Origin of the sequence: Candidatus Syntrophosphaera thermopropionivorans (assembly GCF_004353895.1) — a bacterium.
GTDB classification, from domain to species: domain Bacteria; phylum Cloacimonadota; class Cloacimonadia; order Cloacimonadales; family Cloacimonadaceae; genus Syntrophosphaera; species Syntrophosphaera thermopropionivorans.
In genome coordinates this window covers 11,643-29,085 of the sequence record NZ_SMOG01000005.1, presented here as the reverse complement: position 1 = coordinate 29,085, position 17,443 = coordinate 11,643, and the positions used below count along the sequence as shown (strand labels likewise).

Annotated in this window: 12 protein-coding genes and 5 tRNA genes; all 17 read right to left on the bottom strand. The window is 38.3% G+C overall.

Annotated elements, in window-relative coordinates:
• Positions 1-27 precede the first annotated feature (27 nt).
• Positions 28-4,506 carry a DNA-directed RNA polymerase subunit beta' gene (gene rpoC / locus E0946_RS02885; protein WP_133200968.1) on the bottom strand — a complete coding sequence of 1,493 codons (4,479 nt, stop codon included), beginning with the start codon at positions 4,504-4,506 and terminating at the stop codon, positions 28-30.
• 2 nt (positions 4,507-4,508) lie between these two features.
• The gene (gene rpoB, locus E0946_RS02880) at positions 4,509-8,297 is read right to left on the bottom strand and encodes a DNA-directed RNA polymerase subunit beta (protein ID WP_133200967.1); all 3,789 of its coding nucleotides are present in this window, start codon (positions 8,295-8,297) and stop codon (positions 4,509-4,511) included.
• Between the two features lie 187 nt (positions 8,298-8,484).
• On the bottom strand, positions 8,485-8,862 hold the full coding sequence (gene rplL, locus E0946_RS02875; RefSeq protein ID WP_133200966.1) for a 50S ribosomal protein L7/L12: 378 nt from the start codon (positions 8,860-8,862) through the stop codon (positions 8,485-8,487).
• A 24-nt stretch (positions 8,863-8,886) separates the two neighbouring features.
• Entirely contained in the window at positions 8,887-9,417 is a 531-nt protein-coding gene (rplJ, locus tag E0946_RS02870; protein WP_133200965.1) for a 50S ribosomal protein L10, read from the bottom strand.
• A 10-nt stretch (positions 9,418-9,427) separates the two neighbouring features.
• Positions 9,428-10,132, bottom strand: coding sequence for a 50S ribosomal protein L1 (rplA, locus tag E0946_RS02865; RefSeq protein ID WP_133200964.1), 705 nt, complete (start codon positions 10,130-10,132; stop codon positions 9,428-9,430).
• A gap of 42 nt (positions 10,133-10,174) precedes the next feature.
• Entirely contained in the window at positions 10,175-10,606 is a 432-nt protein-coding gene (rplK, locus tag E0946_RS02860) for a 50S ribosomal protein L11 (RefSeq protein WP_133200963.1), read from the bottom strand.
• A 15-nt stretch (positions 10,607-10,621) separates the two neighbouring features.
• Positions 10,622-11,158 (bottom strand): transcription termination/antitermination protein NusG, encoded by a 537-nt coding sequence (gene nusG, locus E0946_RS02855; RefSeq protein ID WP_133200962.1) that lies wholly within the window; start codon positions 11,156-11,158, stop codon positions 10,622-10,624.
• A 19-nt stretch (positions 11,159-11,177) separates the two neighbouring features.
• Positions 11,178-11,369 carry a preprotein translocase subunit SecE gene (gene secE / locus E0946_RS02850; protein WP_243713721.1) on the bottom strand — a complete coding sequence of 64 codons (192 nt, stop codon included), beginning with the start codon at positions 11,367-11,369 and terminating at the stop codon, positions 11,178-11,180.
• A 35-nt stretch (positions 11,370-11,404) separates the two neighbouring features.
• Positions 11,405-11,480 (bottom strand) — tRNA-Trp (locus E0946_RS02845).
• Positions 11,481-11,499: 19 nt separating this feature from the next.
• Positions 11,500-11,646, bottom strand: coding sequence for a 50S ribosomal protein L33 (gene rpmG, locus E0946_RS02840; protein ID WP_133200961.1), 147 nt, complete (start codon positions 11,644-11,646; stop codon positions 11,500-11,502).
• A gap of 16 nt (positions 11,647-11,662) precedes the next feature.
• Positions 11,663-12,847 carry an elongation factor Tu gene (tuf, locus tag E0946_RS02835; RefSeq protein WP_133200960.1) on the bottom strand — a complete coding sequence of 395 codons (1,185 nt, stop codon included), beginning with the start codon at positions 12,845-12,847 and terminating at the stop codon, positions 11,663-11,665.
• A gap of 50 nt (positions 12,848-12,897) precedes the next feature.
• Positions 12,898-12,973: transfer RNA gene (locus E0946_RS02830), tRNA-Thr, on the bottom strand.
• Positions 12,974-12,982: 9 nt separating this feature from the next.
• A tRNA-Gly gene (locus tag E0946_RS02825) sits at positions 12,983-13,059 on the bottom strand.
• A 6-nt stretch (positions 13,060-13,065) separates the two neighbouring features.
• Positions 13,066-13,151 (bottom strand) — tRNA-Tyr (locus tag E0946_RS02820).
• Positions 13,152-13,159: 8 nt separating this feature from the next.
• Positions 13,160-13,234 (bottom strand) — tRNA-Thr (locus tag E0946_RS02815).
• Positions 13,235-13,364: 130 nt separating this feature from the next.
• Positions 13,365-14,144 (bottom strand): TSUP family transporter, encoded by a 780-nt coding sequence (locus E0946_RS02810; protein WP_133200959.1) that lies wholly within the window; start codon positions 14,142-14,144, stop codon positions 13,365-13,367.
• A gap of 21 nt (positions 14,145-14,165) precedes the next feature.
• Positions 14,166-17,441, bottom strand: coding sequence for a hypothetical protein (locus tag E0946_RS02805; RefSeq protein WP_133200958.1), 3,276 nt, complete (start codon positions 17,439-17,441; stop codon positions 14,166-14,168).
• Positions 17,442-17,443 lie beyond the last annotated feature (2 nt).

Sequence of the window (17,443 nt, the reverse complement as noted above, 5' to 3'; positions counted from 1 at the left end):
AGTACCTCCTTATCTACTAATTTATTATTAGAAATTATATATATCTTCACTTTCTTCTTCTTTTTTAGGATGAGCAAATCGGTCAATAATTTCTGCTACCGTTGCACCTGAGTTCACAGCTTCTTCAATCATCTTGTTATAGATTTTAGTTCCTGTTCCCACGGGAATTCTATGACCGATAATAACACTTTCTTTTAATCCTTCTAATTTATCAACTCTTCCTTCTATAGCTGCTTTTGTCAATACATTTGTTGTTTCCTGGAAAGAAGCAGCAGATAACCAGCTATCAGTTAGTAAGGAAACCTTGGTAATTCCTAAGAGCAATTGTTCAAATTGAGCGGGTGTTTTTCCATATTTCTGGACTTCTTTATTTTCTTTTTCTACCAAAGTCTTATCTACAATATCACCTTCAAGGAAAGAGGTGCTTCCGCTATCAGTGATGCGCACTTTTTTGAACATTTGCCGTATGATTACACTAATATGTTTATCGTCAATTTTCACACCCTGTTTGCGGTAGATTTCTTGAACTTCATTTAATATCATCATCTGAGCTTCAATAACACCTTTTACTAACATATCATGAGGATCAAGAGGTCCATCAGATAAAGCATCACCACTTTCAACATAGTCACCCTGGTGAACGATAATCCGTTTTCCTGAAGGAATGATATACTTTCTACCGGTTAAGGGTTGTCCTTTTTTAACTGTATCACCAGTGCTAACAATGCTTTCCTGTAGAGGAGGGATTTCCAGTATCTTACCGCAAAGAGGAGCTCCTACCTTAACATTATCACCTTCATTAACAATAATATGCAATCCACGAGGAATTTCATAAACTTGAGGTTTCTGATTCCGTTTGGCAATAGCTACTTTTTTCTTTTTATTCTCTTCAATAATGCTCACTTTACCATCATTATTCGCATAGACAGTTTTATCGGTTAGAAGAATAATTCTATTAACATATTCATCAGACTGGACAATCACCTTTCCATCATCTGGAGCCATTAATCCATTGGGAGGAGTAACAAATATTTCACGTCCATTTTTCTTTAAACCACCTATGGTAACTATTCCATCAATATCAGAGATACAAGCTTTATCCTTGGGGACTCGTGCTTCAAATAAATCTTGAACACGAGGAAGTCCACCAGTTATATCACGCTGTTTAATAGTCATACGGGAGGTCTGTCCTAAAATATCACCTGGATGGACAAAGCTTCCGTCTTCCACTTTGACTATAAGTCCTGTAGGTAATGGTACTTGGACAGAAGTTCCATCTTCACTAACAATCCTGAATTGAGGTTGTTTTTTACGGTCTTTTGATTCTATAATAGTGATATCTCGGGAGAAGGTTATATCGTTAAATTCTTCTTTATAGGTTATATCTTTAATAAAGTTTTCATAGTGCAATTGACCTTTAGCAGTAGAAATCAAAGGATTATTGAATTGATCCCAACTCATCAACTTGGTATTCATTGCAATCTTTTGTCCGTCCCGAACATGGATAGTAGCACCATACTCCACTCTATATTCTTCCAGAATTTTACTGGGGTCATTCTCATCACAGATTAATATCTTACCCAGGTGGCTGACAGAAATAAGCTGATTATTCACATTGGTCACAGTATTCATACGGTCAAATTTAACGATTCCGTCGTGTGCAGAGACAACTTCAGCCAATTCAGTAGCAGTTGATGCTGCACCACCAATATGGAAAGTTCTAAGAGTAAGCTGAGTTCCGGGTTCTCCAATACTTTGTGCCGCTATAATACCCACGGGGTCTCCGATAACTGCAGGTTTCTGAGTTGCTAAATTACGACCATAACACTTAGCACAGATTCCATGTTCGGCTTCACAAGTGAGAACAGAGCGCACCTTTACTTTAATAACTCCATGATTCTGGATAGTGCGTGCCATTTTATTGGATATTTCTTCTCCGCTATGGACCAGGATATTTCCCGTTACCGGGTCAATTACATCTTCCAGAGCGACTCTTCCTTGAATTCTATCTGCCAGAGTAGCGACAACTTCATTTCCTTCTTTCAAGACTGACATATCTACGCCCTTGGTAGTTCCACAATCATCTATAGTAATAATAGCATTTTGTGCCACATCAACTAAACGGCGGGTTAGATATCCAGCATCGGCTGTTTTCAAAGCAGTGTCAGCGAGTCCTTTACGAGCACCATGAGTGGAAATAAAGTATTCCAGCACAGTCAATCCATCACGGAAATTAGATTTAATGGGAGTTTCTATTACGTCCACACCACCGGTAGAACCAATTTTAGCAGGTTTATCCATCAGACCGCGCATTCCGCCAACCTGTTTAATCTGGTCTTTGCTTCCACGGGCACCGGATTTATACATCATATAAATGGAGTTTAAGCCATTACGATTTTTGGCTAATTCTTCCATCATTTCATCGGTAACACGAACAGTAGTCTTTTTCCATAAATCTACAATTCTGCCAAAGCGTTCATTTTCAGTAATTCCACCTTTCATATGGAGGTCCATAACCTTTTTAACTTCCTCTTCAGCTTCAGCGATAATTTCATCTTTTCGCTTTGGAACAACGATGTCACTGAGACTGAAAGTTACTCCAGCATGGGTTGAATAATGGAAGCCAAGTTCTTTGAGATTATCCAGGAATTGTGCGGTTTTCCATTGTCCCACGGCATCATAGCAAAGCATAGCCAGGTCGTTGATTTTACCTTTATCAAATACACTGTTTTGAAAGCCTACTTCTTCAGGTATTATTTGGTTAAAGATAACTCTACCAACGGTAGTAACGATGTAATTATTCTTTATCTTCACTCTAATCCAGGTGTGGAGATTTAAAGACCCTTCCTCTTCTACTTCACCTTTAACGGAGAAAAGTTGTTCTTCAGCTTCAAAAGCAGCGATTACTTCGTCGGTGCTATAAAAATGACGCAAGGTGGTAATATCTTCTGGTTCAGGAAACTCTTCCATCGTGAGATAATAACAACCCAAGACGATATCCTGATTTGCTGCCATAGCTAAGCGTCCATTTGAAGGCAAAAGCAGATTACGGGTAGAAAGCATCAAAGTTCTGGCTTCAATCTGTGCTTCATAGGAAAGAGGTATATACACACCCATCTGGTCTCCATCAAAGTCTGCATTAAAAGGCACACAGACCATAGGATGCAATTGAATAGCTTTATTATCTGTGAGAACAGGCATAAAAGCTTCAATACCTAAACGATGAAGAGTTGGTGCACGATTTAAAAGGACAGGATAATCTTTGATTACTTCTTCCAATATAGACCAGATTTCTGGTTGTTTCTTTTCTATAAGTTTCTTTGCATTTTTTACTTTATCAGCTTCACCTAACTTTTGCAATCTTTCAATTAAATAGGGTTTAAATAGTTCCACTGCCATATCTTTAGGTAGACCGCATTCATATAGTTTTAATTCAGGACCCACAGTTATAACGGAACGTCCAGAATAATCCACTCGTTTACCCAGAAGATTTTGACGAAATCTGCCCTGTTTACCCTTTAATTGGTCACTCAAAGATTTGAGAGGACGATTTCCTCTACCTTTTATGGGACGAGCCTTACGAGAGTTATCAATTAAAGCATCAACCGCTTCCTGTAACATACGTTTTTCATTACGAAGAATGACCTCAGGTGAGCGGATTTCCATAAGATATTTTAACCGATTATTACGAGTAATAACTCGGCGATAGAGCTCATTAAAATCAGCGGTAGCAAATCTTCCACCTTCTAAGGGCACCAGAGGTCTAAGAGTTGGAGGAAGAACAGGAAGCGCAAGTAGAATCATATCTTCTGGTTTATTACCGGATTTTAGGAAAGCATCCACAATCTTAAGCTTATTAATTAATTTCTGCTTGTATAAAGTAGATTTTTCCATTTTTAAGCGAGAGCGGATATTTAAAGCTTCATTATTTAAATCCAATCTGGAGAGGAGCTCACGAATTGCTTCAGCCCCCATCATAGCCAGGAAATTATCACCTACTTTATCCTTTATTTCGGAATATTCATCAATATCAATAAGTTCATATTTTTCATAAGGACTATCACCAGGGTCTACCACTATATATGATTCGTAGTAGATTACTCGTTCTAAATCCTTAACGGTCATATCCAGTAAAGTACCAATTTTACTGGGCGTACTTTTAACAAACCAGATATGAGCAATAGGCACAGCCAGGGAGATATGTCCCATCCGAGTTCTGCGTACTCGGGAAGTGGTTACTAAAACACCGCAACGGTCACAAACGACATTCTGAAAGCGTTTCTTTTTATATTTTCCGCAGGCACATTCATAATCTCTTTCGGGACCAAAAATCCTTTCACAGAATAGTCCATCCTTTTCTGGTTTAAGGGTTCTATAATTAAGCGTATCCGGTTTGGTTACTTCACCATGAGACCATTCATTAATGATAGTTTCTGGAGAAGCGATTTTAATACGCACAAAGTCAAAGTCGTTTGGTTTTATTTCATGTGGGTTATCTTTTAACATTTTTACTTCTCCTCATTCAATTCGTGTTCTTTGAGGAACTCAATATCAAATCCGAGGGATTTAAGTTCACTCACGAGCACATTAAAAGATTCTGGGACACCCGAAGGAGGGGGATTTTCTCCCCTGGTTATAGCTTTAAAAGCTTCATTTCTGCCATCCACATCATCGGATTTAATGGTTAGCATTTCTTCCAGATTATGCGCAGCACCATAAGCTTCCAGAGCCCATACTTCCATTTCTCCCAATCGTTGACCGCCATGTTGCGCTTTTCCTCCCAGAGGCTGTTGTGTTATCAAAGAATAGGGACCAGTTGAACGAGCATGCATCTTATCAGCTACCAGATGATTCAATTTCATCATATAGATAATACCAACTGTCACTCGTTCTTTATATGGTTCTCCAGTCTTACCATCATATAACCTCTGTTTACCATCGGTTGGAAGTCCAGCTTCTTGTAAAGCAGCTTCAATATCCTGGACAGTTGCTCCGTCAAAGATAGGGGTTTCAATCTCGTATCCTAAGGTTTTAACCGCCATACCAAGGTGGGTTTCCATAATTTGTCCAATATTCATACGCGAAGGGACACCTAAAGGATTCAAGATAATATCAACAGGAGTTCCATCTTCTAAGAAGGGCATATCTTCAATGGGTGCAATAATAGAGATAACACCTTTATTACCATGCCGTCCAGCCATTTTATCGCCTACCTCAATTTTGCGCTTTTTTGCCACATAGACTTTAACCATTTTGCGAACTCCATATTGAAGTTCATCACCATGTTTAAGCCTTTCTAAGGATTTGCGATAAATGTTCTCACTCTGTTCCATTGATTGTTTTATTTTCAAGATGATGTCTTGGTATATTTTCTCATTTTTTTCCGGGTCTTCCACGAGCTGCGCATCCAAATCCAACTTCTTGAAATTAATACGAGCAAGATCACTTTTTGTTATCTTTTTTCCCGGTGCAATGAAATAGACATTGGTTTTTTCGTCCCAGATAGTATGTGCAACCTCACCTAACAATGCAGCGGAGAGTTTTTCTTTTTTGAATTCTTCAATCTTTTGTCTGCGCAGGTTGAGGTCATTTCTAAGTTTGGCTTTCTTCTCTTCCTGGTCTTCTTCCTCTTCAATGCCTTCTTCTAAACGAGAGAAGACTTTAACATCAATCACCACACCTTCCATACCCGGTTTAGCTTTTAAGGAGCTATTGGTGAAATCTCCTGCTCTATCTCCAAAAAGAGCACGCATCAGGTTTTCTTCTGGAGATGGCTCTATTTCCACACTCTTGGGTGTTATTTTGCCAACTATAATATCACCTGCATGAATCACTGAGCCCACACGGATAATTCCTGTTTTATCCAGATTACGCAAAGCATAAGCAGGAACATTGGGAATATCATAAGCTAATTCTTCTTTACCATTTTTCACATTACGCACCAAGACTTCCATTTCTTCAATGTAAATAGAAGTAAGAATGTCATCACGAGCAACTTTTTCACTCAGGATGATAGCATCCTCATAGTTATAACCGTACCAAGGCAGAAAAGCTACCATCATATTAGTGCCCAGTGCTAAACGATTATCTTCCACGCAAGCACCATCAGAGATGGGTTGTCCCTTACGGACTGTATCTCCAATGCGAACAATAGGTCTTTGATTATTGCAGGTATCCTGATTAGTTCGCACAAACTTCTTTAATTCAATTCTATTACCCAATCCCAGATATAGAGCTTCATCTTCTTCGTGGAGGGGTTTTATTTCAATATATGAAGAAGTTACATTAGTGACCAATCCATCATAAGGTGCCACAGCAATGTTGGAAGTATCCATAGTAGCGATTTTTTCCATCCCCGTTCCAACAATTGGTGCTACAGGATTTATCAAAGGCACTGCTTGCCGTTGCATGTTTGAGCCCATTAAAGCACGATTAGCATCATCATGTTCCAAGAAAGGAATAAGAGCAGCGGAAACAGATACCATCTGTTGAGGTGAAACATCCATAAACTGAACATTTTTAGGGTCAACAGAGATAAAATCGCCTTTATAACGAGCGAACACAGATTCGTCTGTAATATGTCTCTTTTCATCAAGATTCACATTACATTGAGCAATAATATATTTTGCTTCTTGCGAAGCATCCAAATATTCATATTCATCGGTAACATATCCATCTACCACCTTTCTATAGGGGGTTTCTATGAAACCGAACCGATTAATCCTGGAATAGATAGTTGGTGAAACAATCAATCCAATATTAGGTCCTTCAGGAGTCTCAATAGGACATACTCTTCCATAGTGAGAAGGATGCACATCTCGTACTTCAAACCCTGCCCGTTCACGAGTTAATCCGCCTGGTCCTAAAGCTGATAAGGCTCTTTTGTGTCTGAGAGCGGCAAGAGGATTAGTTTGTTCCATAAATTGAGATAATTGACCGGTTAGGAAAAATGATTGTACTGCAGCAACCAGTGCATTACTATTAACCAGGTCATGGATAGTTACTTCATCAATATTAGAGATAGACATTCTTTCCTGGATAATACGAGCTACATTAGATAGACCGATTTTATATTGGTCTTGTAATAACTCACCAACAGTTCGCACTCTACGATTAGAGAGGTCATCTATGTCATCAATATCATCTTTATCATTGTAGATATTTACCAGAGTTTTGAAGATATGGACAAAATCTTCTACTGTGAGAGTTAAACACTTGGGGTCTACATTAATTCCTAAGCGTTCATTTATCTTATACCGACCCACTTCAGCAAGATTATAGCGTTTCTCATTGAAGAACATTCTCTCCACCAGATTTTTTGCTGCCTCTAAGGGTGCTTCTTCACCTGGTCTCATTAGGGTATAAATCTTCTTAAGAGCTTCTTCCTGATTATTCGTAGGGTCCTTAGCAATAGTATTTTCCAGGACTTTACGTGCTATTTCATAATCCGGATCTATTACTTCTACGGTTTTAATTTTAAACTGTTCCAGCTGTTTTATTAAAGTATCTGTTATCTGTTCATTAGCAAAAGCAACCGGTTCTTTACTTCCTTCAACTATAATATCTTTAAAGAGATAACAGCCCTTAGCCTCTTTTAACTTCAAGGTCTTTGTTTCGTAGAATGCTCTTCTCAATTCTTCATTAGTAGATATTCCGATGGCACGAAGCAGAGTAGTTACTGGTAATTTTCTTCTTTTATCAATATGCACGAACATAACATCATGGATATCAATATCAAAATCTAACCAGGAACCGGTATATGGAATAACTTTAGCAGCATAAAGAGTTTTACCGCTTGGATGTTTTTCTTCAGAGAAGTAGACTCCTGGGGAACGTTGTAACTGCGAGATAACCACTCTTTCTGCACCATTAATGATAAAGGTACCCTGTTCAGTGATTAAAGGTATTTCTCCTAAGAAAACATCCTGTTCTATAGTATCTCTATGTTCGCGTGTACCTTCTTTTTGTTCATAAATGCTAAGTCTCAACTTAGCCTTTAGTGGAGCCTGATAGGTTAAATTTCTTTCCCGACATTCATCAATAGAGTATTTCTCTTGCAACACATTATATTCTTCAAATTCAAGCAAGAAATTACCCTTGTTATCTTCAATAGGAAAGACAGACTCAAAAACTTCCTGCAAACCTCGTTTTTCTCTTCTTTTTGGATGGACATCCTTTTGCAAGAAGTCATTGAAAGAATCCACTTGCATAGCAAGTAGATTTGGTATTTCAACTTCCGAGATTCCCAATTCGGCAAATCTTTCGGAAATTCTGGAATAACTCTTGATCTTTCTCAAAAGCTCACTCCTTTTTGATTGTTAAACATAGTATATTAATTATTGCTTATGACCTCAATAAAATGCCCGTGAATTTGCCCTAAGTTCACAAGATAATATACGAAAGGGGAGAGTAATAAGCACAATTGGTCCAAAAAAAGTCCCGTAGGACTTTTTTTGGACATTAACAAGATATTGCGCCACTACTCTATTTGATTTCGACAGAGGCACCGACTTCTTCTAACTTCTTTTTGATAGATTCAGCTTCTTCTTTACTGATTTTCTCTGCGACTACTTTAGGAGCTCCATCTACCAGGTCTTTTGCTTCCTTTAGCCCCAGCTTTGTAATCTCACGAACTACCTTGATAACATTGATTTTCTTTTCACCTGCACTGTTCAGAACCACATCAAATTCAGTTTTTTCTTCCTGAGTTTCAGTTGTTCCAGCAGCAGGGGCAGCTGCAACAGTCATTGGAGCAGCGGCAGATACTCCAAATCTTTCTTCCATTTCTTTGACAAGTTCAGAGAGTTCAAGCACGGTCATCTCGGAAATCAGATCAATAACTTGGTTTGTTTTATCGGACATTTTTCCTCCAGGGATGATTTTTATTTAGCTCGCCTTTTGTTTTGCTAAAGCATCAACGGCATAGACAAATTTGCGAATGATGCCTTGCGAAACATTTACAAAGTTGCTGAGTGGAGCTTTCATACTTCCCATTAATCTTGCCAGCAATTCTTCTCGTGAAGGCAATTGGGCAATTTCTTGAAGCTCGGATTGATTCATAACTTTCCCTGAAATCAATCCACCTTTAAATTTTGGGAAGTCTGCTTCTTCCATCACATCTTTGACAAATTTGACAAGGACCTTGGCGGGAGCGACCTCATCATTTTTACTGATAGCCACTGCAGTGGGACCTTGAAGATAAACATCCAGGTCATTTATACCCAGCTCATTCAGTGCTATCTTAATCAGTGTATTTTTCTGGACCAGATAATCCACTTGCGCTTCTCTAAACAGATTACGTAGCTTATTTACCTGTTCCACATTGATTCCCTTGTAATCTACCAGTATAATCGCTTTAGCGCCTGCTAATCTTTCTTTTAAATTTTCTACTGTGTTTTGTTTTTTGTGTTGAATCATTTTAGCTCCTTCAGCTTCTCGCTTCTTGAACAGCGCTTGCGACATTTAGTTTAATACCAGGACCCATTGTAGTGCAGAGAGTGATGCTCTTAATATAGACGCCCTTCAGTGATGTAGGACGGTCTTTTAATACAGCGGCAATAATAGTTTTAATGTTTTCTTTAAGTTGTTCAGGAGTAAAACTCAATTTTCCAGCAATAATATGTAAATTGCCGAATTTGTCTACTCTGTAGGTAATTTTGCCGCTTTTAGCTTCTTGCACTGCTTTTGCAATGTCCATGGTTACAGTGCCAACCTTGGGATTAGGCATAAGACCTCTTGGTCCTAAAACCCTGCCCAATTTGCCTATGCGTCCCATCATTGTTGGTGTGGTGATTACGATATCAAAGTCAAACCATCCATTCATAATTTTTTCTATCAAATCATCCGAACCAACATAATCGGCTCCTGCCTTTTTTGCTTCTTCCGCTTTTTCGCCTTCGGCAAAGACAAGCACACGTGGATTCTTACCAGTTCCATGTGGTAGAACGATAGAATTCCGAATCTGCTGATCTGCTTTACGGGGATCAACGCCAAGATTGAAATGAAGCTCAACGGTCTCATCAAATTTCGGAGAGGGAAGAGATTTGAGGATGTTTATAGCTTCATCAAGTTCATAACGTTTGCGGCGGTCGTATTGTGCATAGGCAGCCTTATACCGTTTACTATGTTTCATTGATTCTCCTTATGAATATTATCTCCTGCATAGGCGGGTTCATTAGTCTTCAATGACCACACCCATACTCCTTGCAGTACCAGCGATCATACTCATAGCAGATTCAAGGGTATTACAATTCATATCTTGCATCTTTAATTGAGCAATGGACCGCAATTGTTCATTGCTTATTTTTCCAACTTTTACCTTATTAGGTGTAGCAGAACCTTTTGCTAAGCCTGCTTCTTTTTTAATTAATACGGAAGCAGGTGGAGTTTTTATTTCAAAAGTAAAAGATTTATTTTTTGCTACATAAATAACAACCGGGAAAACCATTCCTGGTTGATCAGCTGTCTTTTCATTAAATTGACGGCAAAATTCTGGAATATTTACTCCCACCTGACCTAATGCTGGTCCAACAGGTGGAGCTGGAGTAGCTTTTCCAGCGGGAAGTTGAAGTTTTACAATAGCCATTACATCTTTTGGTTTTGCCATTATATTCCTCGTCGCTTATTTCTTTACTATTTCTATTTGCTCAGAATTTAGTTCTACGGGAGTTTTACGTCCAAAAACAGTTACCTCTATCACTGCCTTAGTACCGTCATCGGCAACTTTTTGGACTACCCCTTCAAAATCAGTGAAAGGTCCACTGTTAATCCTTACCATATCTCCGGGCATAAAATTGAAAATCTTTCCTGGTTCTTTTTCTCTATCCGATATTCCCAATAATCTATTAATTTCTTCTTCATCTAATGGAATAGGGTCTTTATGAGTTTTGCTTTGTCCGAGAAATTTGGTAACTCCTGGAATGTTTAAAATATAGGTGCGTAACTCAGGTGTGAGATCCGCTTCTATTATCACATAACTGGTAAATAGTTTTTTTTCTCGTTCTATCTTTTTTCCATCACGGATGATATAGGATTTTCGTACTGGTACTAAAATTTGCCCCACATATTCTCGGAGCTTTGTTCCCTCCAAACCTTTTTCAATCGCTTGTTTAACCTTATTCTCGTATGAAGAATAGGTATGAATCACATACCATTGCATTGCCACGATAAGATTCCCCCTAAAAGATAAGCGTCATCAAGCGACCGAAAACAAAGTCTACTAAACTTAAAAAGATAGCTACAATCATAGAAACTACGATTACAACTATAGTGCCTTCCTTAATATCTTCTTTGGTCGGAAAGGACACAGCCTTTAATTCGTTCGCTACATCTTTGAAAAAATGGCCAACTTTGCCAAAATTTATTTTCATTTTTTCACCAGTATTTATTTTTCAATTTTAAATTGTGGCAGGACAGGCAGGAATCGAACCCGCAACCCCCGGTTTTGGAGACCGGTGCTCTACCAGTTGAACTACTGTCCTGCAACATATTATACAATTATTAGCGTTGTTTGTGTAGGGTATGTTTCCGGCAAGTGGGACAGTATTTCTTTATTGCTAATCTATCCGGATGCTTACGTTTATTCCGTGTAGTAGTGTAGTTACGGTTCTTACATTCTTCGCAAGCAAGAATAATTATATCTCTCATCTCTCCGCTTCTATCTCTATTCTAATATTTTTGTGACAACACCGCTACCAATAGTCCGACCACCTTCGCGAATAGCAAAGCGTAGTCCTTGCTCCAAAGCAATAGGAGTTATCAGTTCAGCAATTATTTCTACATTATCACCGGGCATAACCATTTCAACACCTTCGGGAAGAGTGATAGTTCCGGTCACATCGGTGGTGCGGAAGTAAAATTGAGGACGATATCCTGTTCTAAAGGGTTTCTTACGTCCACCTTCTTCTTCTTTTAGAATATAAGTTTGACCAACGAACTTAGTGTGTGGAGTGATAGATTTGGGCTTGGCAAGAACCATACCGCGTTCTACATCATCTTTGGCAAAACCGCGTAAGAGCACACCAATGTTATCTCCTGCTTGCGCTTCATCCAATAATTTACGGAACATTTCCACGCCTGTGCAGGTGGTTTCAACTGTTTCTTTGATACCTACACGCTCAACTTTATCTCCAACTCTGATGGTACCACGCTCTACACGACCGGTAGCCACAGTTCCACGACCTGGAATTGAAAATACATCTTCAACTGGCATTAAGAAAGGCTTATCGATTTCACGTACGGGCTCTGGGATGTAGTTATCCAGAGCATCAAGTAATTCTTGGATAGCCTTTTCCGCTTCCGGATCGCCATTTAAAGCTTTCAGAGCGGAACCACGAATAACGGGTACTTCACTTCCCGGAAATTCATATTTTTCTAATAATTCACGAACTTCCATTTCCACTAAATCAAGTAACTCTGGGTCGTCAACTAAATCACATTTGTTCATAAATACCACAATTGCTGGAACGCCAACCTGACGAGCAAGCAAGATATGTTCACGAGTTTGCGGCATAGGACCATCCGCTGCGCTAACAACAAGGATTGCTCCGTCCATTTGAGCTGCACCAGTAATCATATTTTTGATATAATCAGCATGACCGGGACAATCCACATGGGCATAGTGTCGCTTTTCGGTTTCATATTCTACATGAGAAGTAGCGATAGTAATACCACGGGCTTTTTCTTCAGGTGCATTATCTATACTATCAAAAGAACGAAATTGAGCTTTACCTTTCTTGCTCAGATATAAAGTTATCGCTGCAGTGAGCGTTGTTTTTCCATGGTCAATATGACCTATTGTACCGACATTAACATGCGGCTTAGTGCGCACATATTTCTCTTTTGCCATTTTTCCTCCTGGTATCTGTTTCTGTATTCTATAATCATTTTTATTTTAAATGGAGCTCAAGATCGGACTTGAACCGATGACCTCCTCCTTACCAAGGAGGTGCTCTACCGACTGAGCTACTTGAGCTTTTATCACTGGAGCGGGAAACGGGGTTCGAACCCGCGACCCTCAGCTTGGAAGGCTGATGCTCTAGCCAACTGAGCTATTCCCGCTATAAATGGTGGACAGGGAAGGATTCGAACCTCCGTAGACTTTCGTCGCTGGGTTTACAGCCCAGTGCCATTAACCACTCGACCACCTGTCCAAAATTTCTGGAGCCGATGAAGGGAGTTGAACCCCCAACCTATTGATTACAAATCAATTGCTCTTCCATTGAGCTACATCGGCACTATATTTTTCCACTTAATTTTATTGCCTTTTTTTTGTCAATATCTTTAATACAGTTTTCTGGGTTAGCACTTCATCTTTTTAGAAAAGATAACTTAAAGAATTCTCCAACACTTTATGGTGTCCTATATTAATATCTCAATAAATCGTATACTACTCTACCTAATAATAAGATTAGAGCTATAATGAAGACTGGTCTAATTAGTTTATTGCCTCTAAGGATAACTAATTTTGAACCGAGGATATTACCTGCTATACCACAAATAGCTGAGGGAATTGCCAGTGGAAAATATACCTTACCTGCAATCAAGAAAGTTATCAATGCAGTAATATTGGAAGTCAAATTGACTACCTTGGTATTTCCATTAGCGACCATAAAATCATAGTGCATAATCGTAGTATAAATTAAAATGAGAAAAGTTCCTGTACCAGGACCAAAAAAACCATCCCAGAATCCAATTATTAAACCGGCAATAGCTCCTAAGAATAAGCGAATACCCAATTTCATCTCTGTAGACCTATTTTTACTGCCAATATCTTTATGGATAAAGGTTAAAATAGTGATGATTGGAATAATAAAAATAAGCAGGTAGCGAAGAGGTTCGGGAGAAAGTTTGAGCACTGTTCTTGTTCCCAGATAAGCACCAACCAGAGCTAATAGAGCACTTATCAAAGCCACTGGAAGGTCTATAACTTTTGAATGTAGATAGTTTGCGGTACTAAAAGCTGTTCCACAAGCTGAAGAAAATTTATTTGTAGCCAGAGCTGTGTGCATTGGCAATCCAGCTGCAACATAAGCTGGAAGAGAAATCAATCCTCCTCCTCCAGCAATAGAATCAATCAATCCAGCTAAGAAAATAAAAGGAAGAACGAAAAGATAATCCAGAACCCTTAAAGAAATCAATTCCATTAAGATTTATTCTCCATAGTATTATAACTCAGCCTTAAATTCCATCTTCAGAGTATGTCTCACTTTATCTTGAGGATAGGAATTACCATTATATTCCAGAGTTATAGAACAGAAATTATTTAAACGATAGATGGTAGAAGTGCCCCAGTTTAATAATAATCCTTCTCTTTTTTCAGGTAAAAAAGTTAGAAATTCACTTCCAGAACGCTGATTATAGCGAATACCAACTGAGGCAGATACACGACCCTTTCTGCCCCAACTTCCTCTAAAACCAGGTTCAAGACCCAGACCTTGAAGTTTATAATTGTTTGAGCTTGATTGTTGTGCACCACTTTCAGAAAAGCCGGAAAGATTTAGGGTTCCTATTGTATTTGGTGAATAGTTGTGCTGAATTAAAACATTAAGGGCATTAACTGTGATATCAGACATATAGCGAGTATCTTTTTCTTTACTAAGTTCATATTTAAGATTATAATTATTGGGTCCAAATTGTTTTAAATCCATTTCTGCTCCGAAGATGGATTCCGTAGTACGAGCTATAGTTTGATAGCGTTTATCCAGAGTTCGGTTATATTGATAATTCAAGTTTCCTAAAATCCGATTTGGTATAATATCCATCCAGATAGTGGGAGCAATACTTTGTTTTCCGAAGATAGTGGTATCTTTGTCAAAGACATAGCCGGGAAGAAATAGATAGCTTTGCCAATGTTTCATCTCTGGATTTTGTTCGGTAGCTTGCAGAATAATATCACTATGTATCCGATTCCATTTAGGGAAATAATTTCCCGGTTTGAAATAAAAGCTCAGTTGTCCATTAATTTCTGTACTCAAGGTTCCTTTATCACTGGTGATATACACATAATCCCAATCTCCATCAGGAGTGTAGACTCCTGTGCTATCATATAGGCCTAAACCACTACCCACATATTCCAATTCTCTAATTTTTGGAAAGAATTCTGTTTGATTGAGCTGATAATTTCCCAAAATCATAATAGCCTGTTTAAAAAAGGAATTGGAATTGCGTAAATTTATGAGGTCATATTTGCTTTTGGGATTATCCATTTCATTTTTTTTATCTACATTACGATGAGTAAATTCCAGATTAATTGTATGATTAAGAGTGGAAGTGCTATGCTTTAAGCTATAAGTTTGTGAGGTAGAAACAGAATGCCAGAAATTTTCTTTCATATCGATAGCATCCCTCATATAACCAAGCTGCGTCAAGCTTATTTTTGCATCTCCCAAAGTTAATTGAGGGTTAATTTTATAATAGCGAGTGCTGATATATAAGGGAGAGTTATCTTCATAATCCAGGCTATTATAGTTCATTATAAGTTTAGTTTGTACCCAGCGGGAAATCCTTTCGGAGCTAAAATCATGGTATTGCATAACACTTGAGGGAATAGAAATATCATCATAATCCTGTAAAGAGACAGTTGAATGTATGTTCAATCCTGGTATTATGCCTTTTGCGGTGGAGCGGGAAATAAATCTTAATGCTCTCTGAGTAAATAGGTCTTGCACTTGTCTATAACGCAGCATTAATTCGGGATTCCACCAGTTCAAAGCCCTACTTCCTAAGGTTAAATTGATTTGGTATTGACTAAGGGAATCAGCTTGTTCCAGCAAAGCAAAATCGTAATTCTGAGATATATCGGTATCCTGTGAAAAGAGAAAACTATTAGCCCAACGCTTCTCAAAATCTAATCCAGCATAATTTTCCTTGCCCATATCTCCTTTTTTAAGATTTCCATAGGCATACAGTAGACCGCTTTGATTGTCATTATCATTTAAAGAAGAAAAGGTATTTTTATCATTAAGGGTGAAGATGCCTTCCACTCCTAATTCTACGGAATCGTTAACATAGCTAAGTAATAGGTCTGCATTAGTTCTTTTTACCGGAGGTATCAATCTTTTTTGCGGAAGCCACGCACCCATTCCGGTTCCAATATATCTAAACTTACCACTGGAAAATTCTTCATAATCCCCATTACCAGAACCCACATAACTAAAGGTTACATTATAGCAGGCTAAGCTATCATAGGGTGCGTATTCATAATAGATTAATCCATCGGTATTTATTCTTTGAATATAGCTTCCGGTTCCACTTTCAACTTCCACGATTCCATTACCCCAAACCACATTATCTCCAGCTTTTCTTAAAGAATCAAGGTCTGCAGCAGTAAATTCATATAGTAAAGGATGGTCTTTAGCATCTACTTGATGGATAAAATGATGGGATAAAGAGAAACCAGGCAAAAGATTAAAGGTGGAAGAATTGAAGTAAGTAGATTGATTGTAAAACTCATCTGCGTATTGAAAATATGCATTAATCCGATTACTTGATACTACCATAGTCCGAAACATTACTGACCCTTCAGAGTAATCTATATAATAATCTGTTCCTCGTTCTAATAATTTTCCATCGCAATAGATTTTTTCACTTCCTGCAATAATTAGATAAGTGCTCTGATATCCAGTAGGATTAAGATAATAGGGTCCTTGTTTCCCTTCTATTATATTAACCTTTACTGAAGCAGGTTTCCCAGAAGAAGCGGTATAACCAGCCTGAATAAAATGTCTTTTCCCATACCAAGCATTCAAACCCTCAATAGTAGTCTTGTAATTAATGTAACGAGTCCCATCAAACTGCCAATCCAGGTCTCCCATAGCAATTTCATATTGTTTCCCATAGACGCGGATAAAAACTTTATCAAGATTGCTAAGTTCCTTAGAGTCACCTTCTGGAGTAAGTTTTGATTGACTATCAGAAAGTTGGGCAGCAATATTAACATTTTGCCCCAATTCACCATTTAAATTAACATACAACGATTGTTTCAGGTCAAAAGCTTCTTCCTCAGAGAAAGTTAGGGCAAAAGTCTTAGAGCCAGAAACCAGAAGATTACTATCCGTTGATTGCCAGAGAGGTTTTGGTGGAGTTATAGAAGTAAATAAGCTGTCCGAGGGCTCTCTAACTTCATATAGATAGTATTTTTGAGTTAGAGAAGAGGGCATTAAAATATAATCTACTCTTAAAGACGAGGCTTCAGGGAAATTCTTTAATTTTAGAATACCTCGTTTATAATCTATCTGATAGTCTTTTCCTGGAAGAAGGAGAAGAGAATCTGCATAGACATTTTCTGAACCATTTATTATGGGTGAAGAAGAAATATGATATTCCCAGCATTCAGGTTGTAAATCTATATTGGTGCTAACAACCAGACCTTGTGCAAAGATTAGAGAGGCAGGGAACAGAGAAAATAGAGTCAGCAGGGCAAATAATTTGCGATTACGCACAC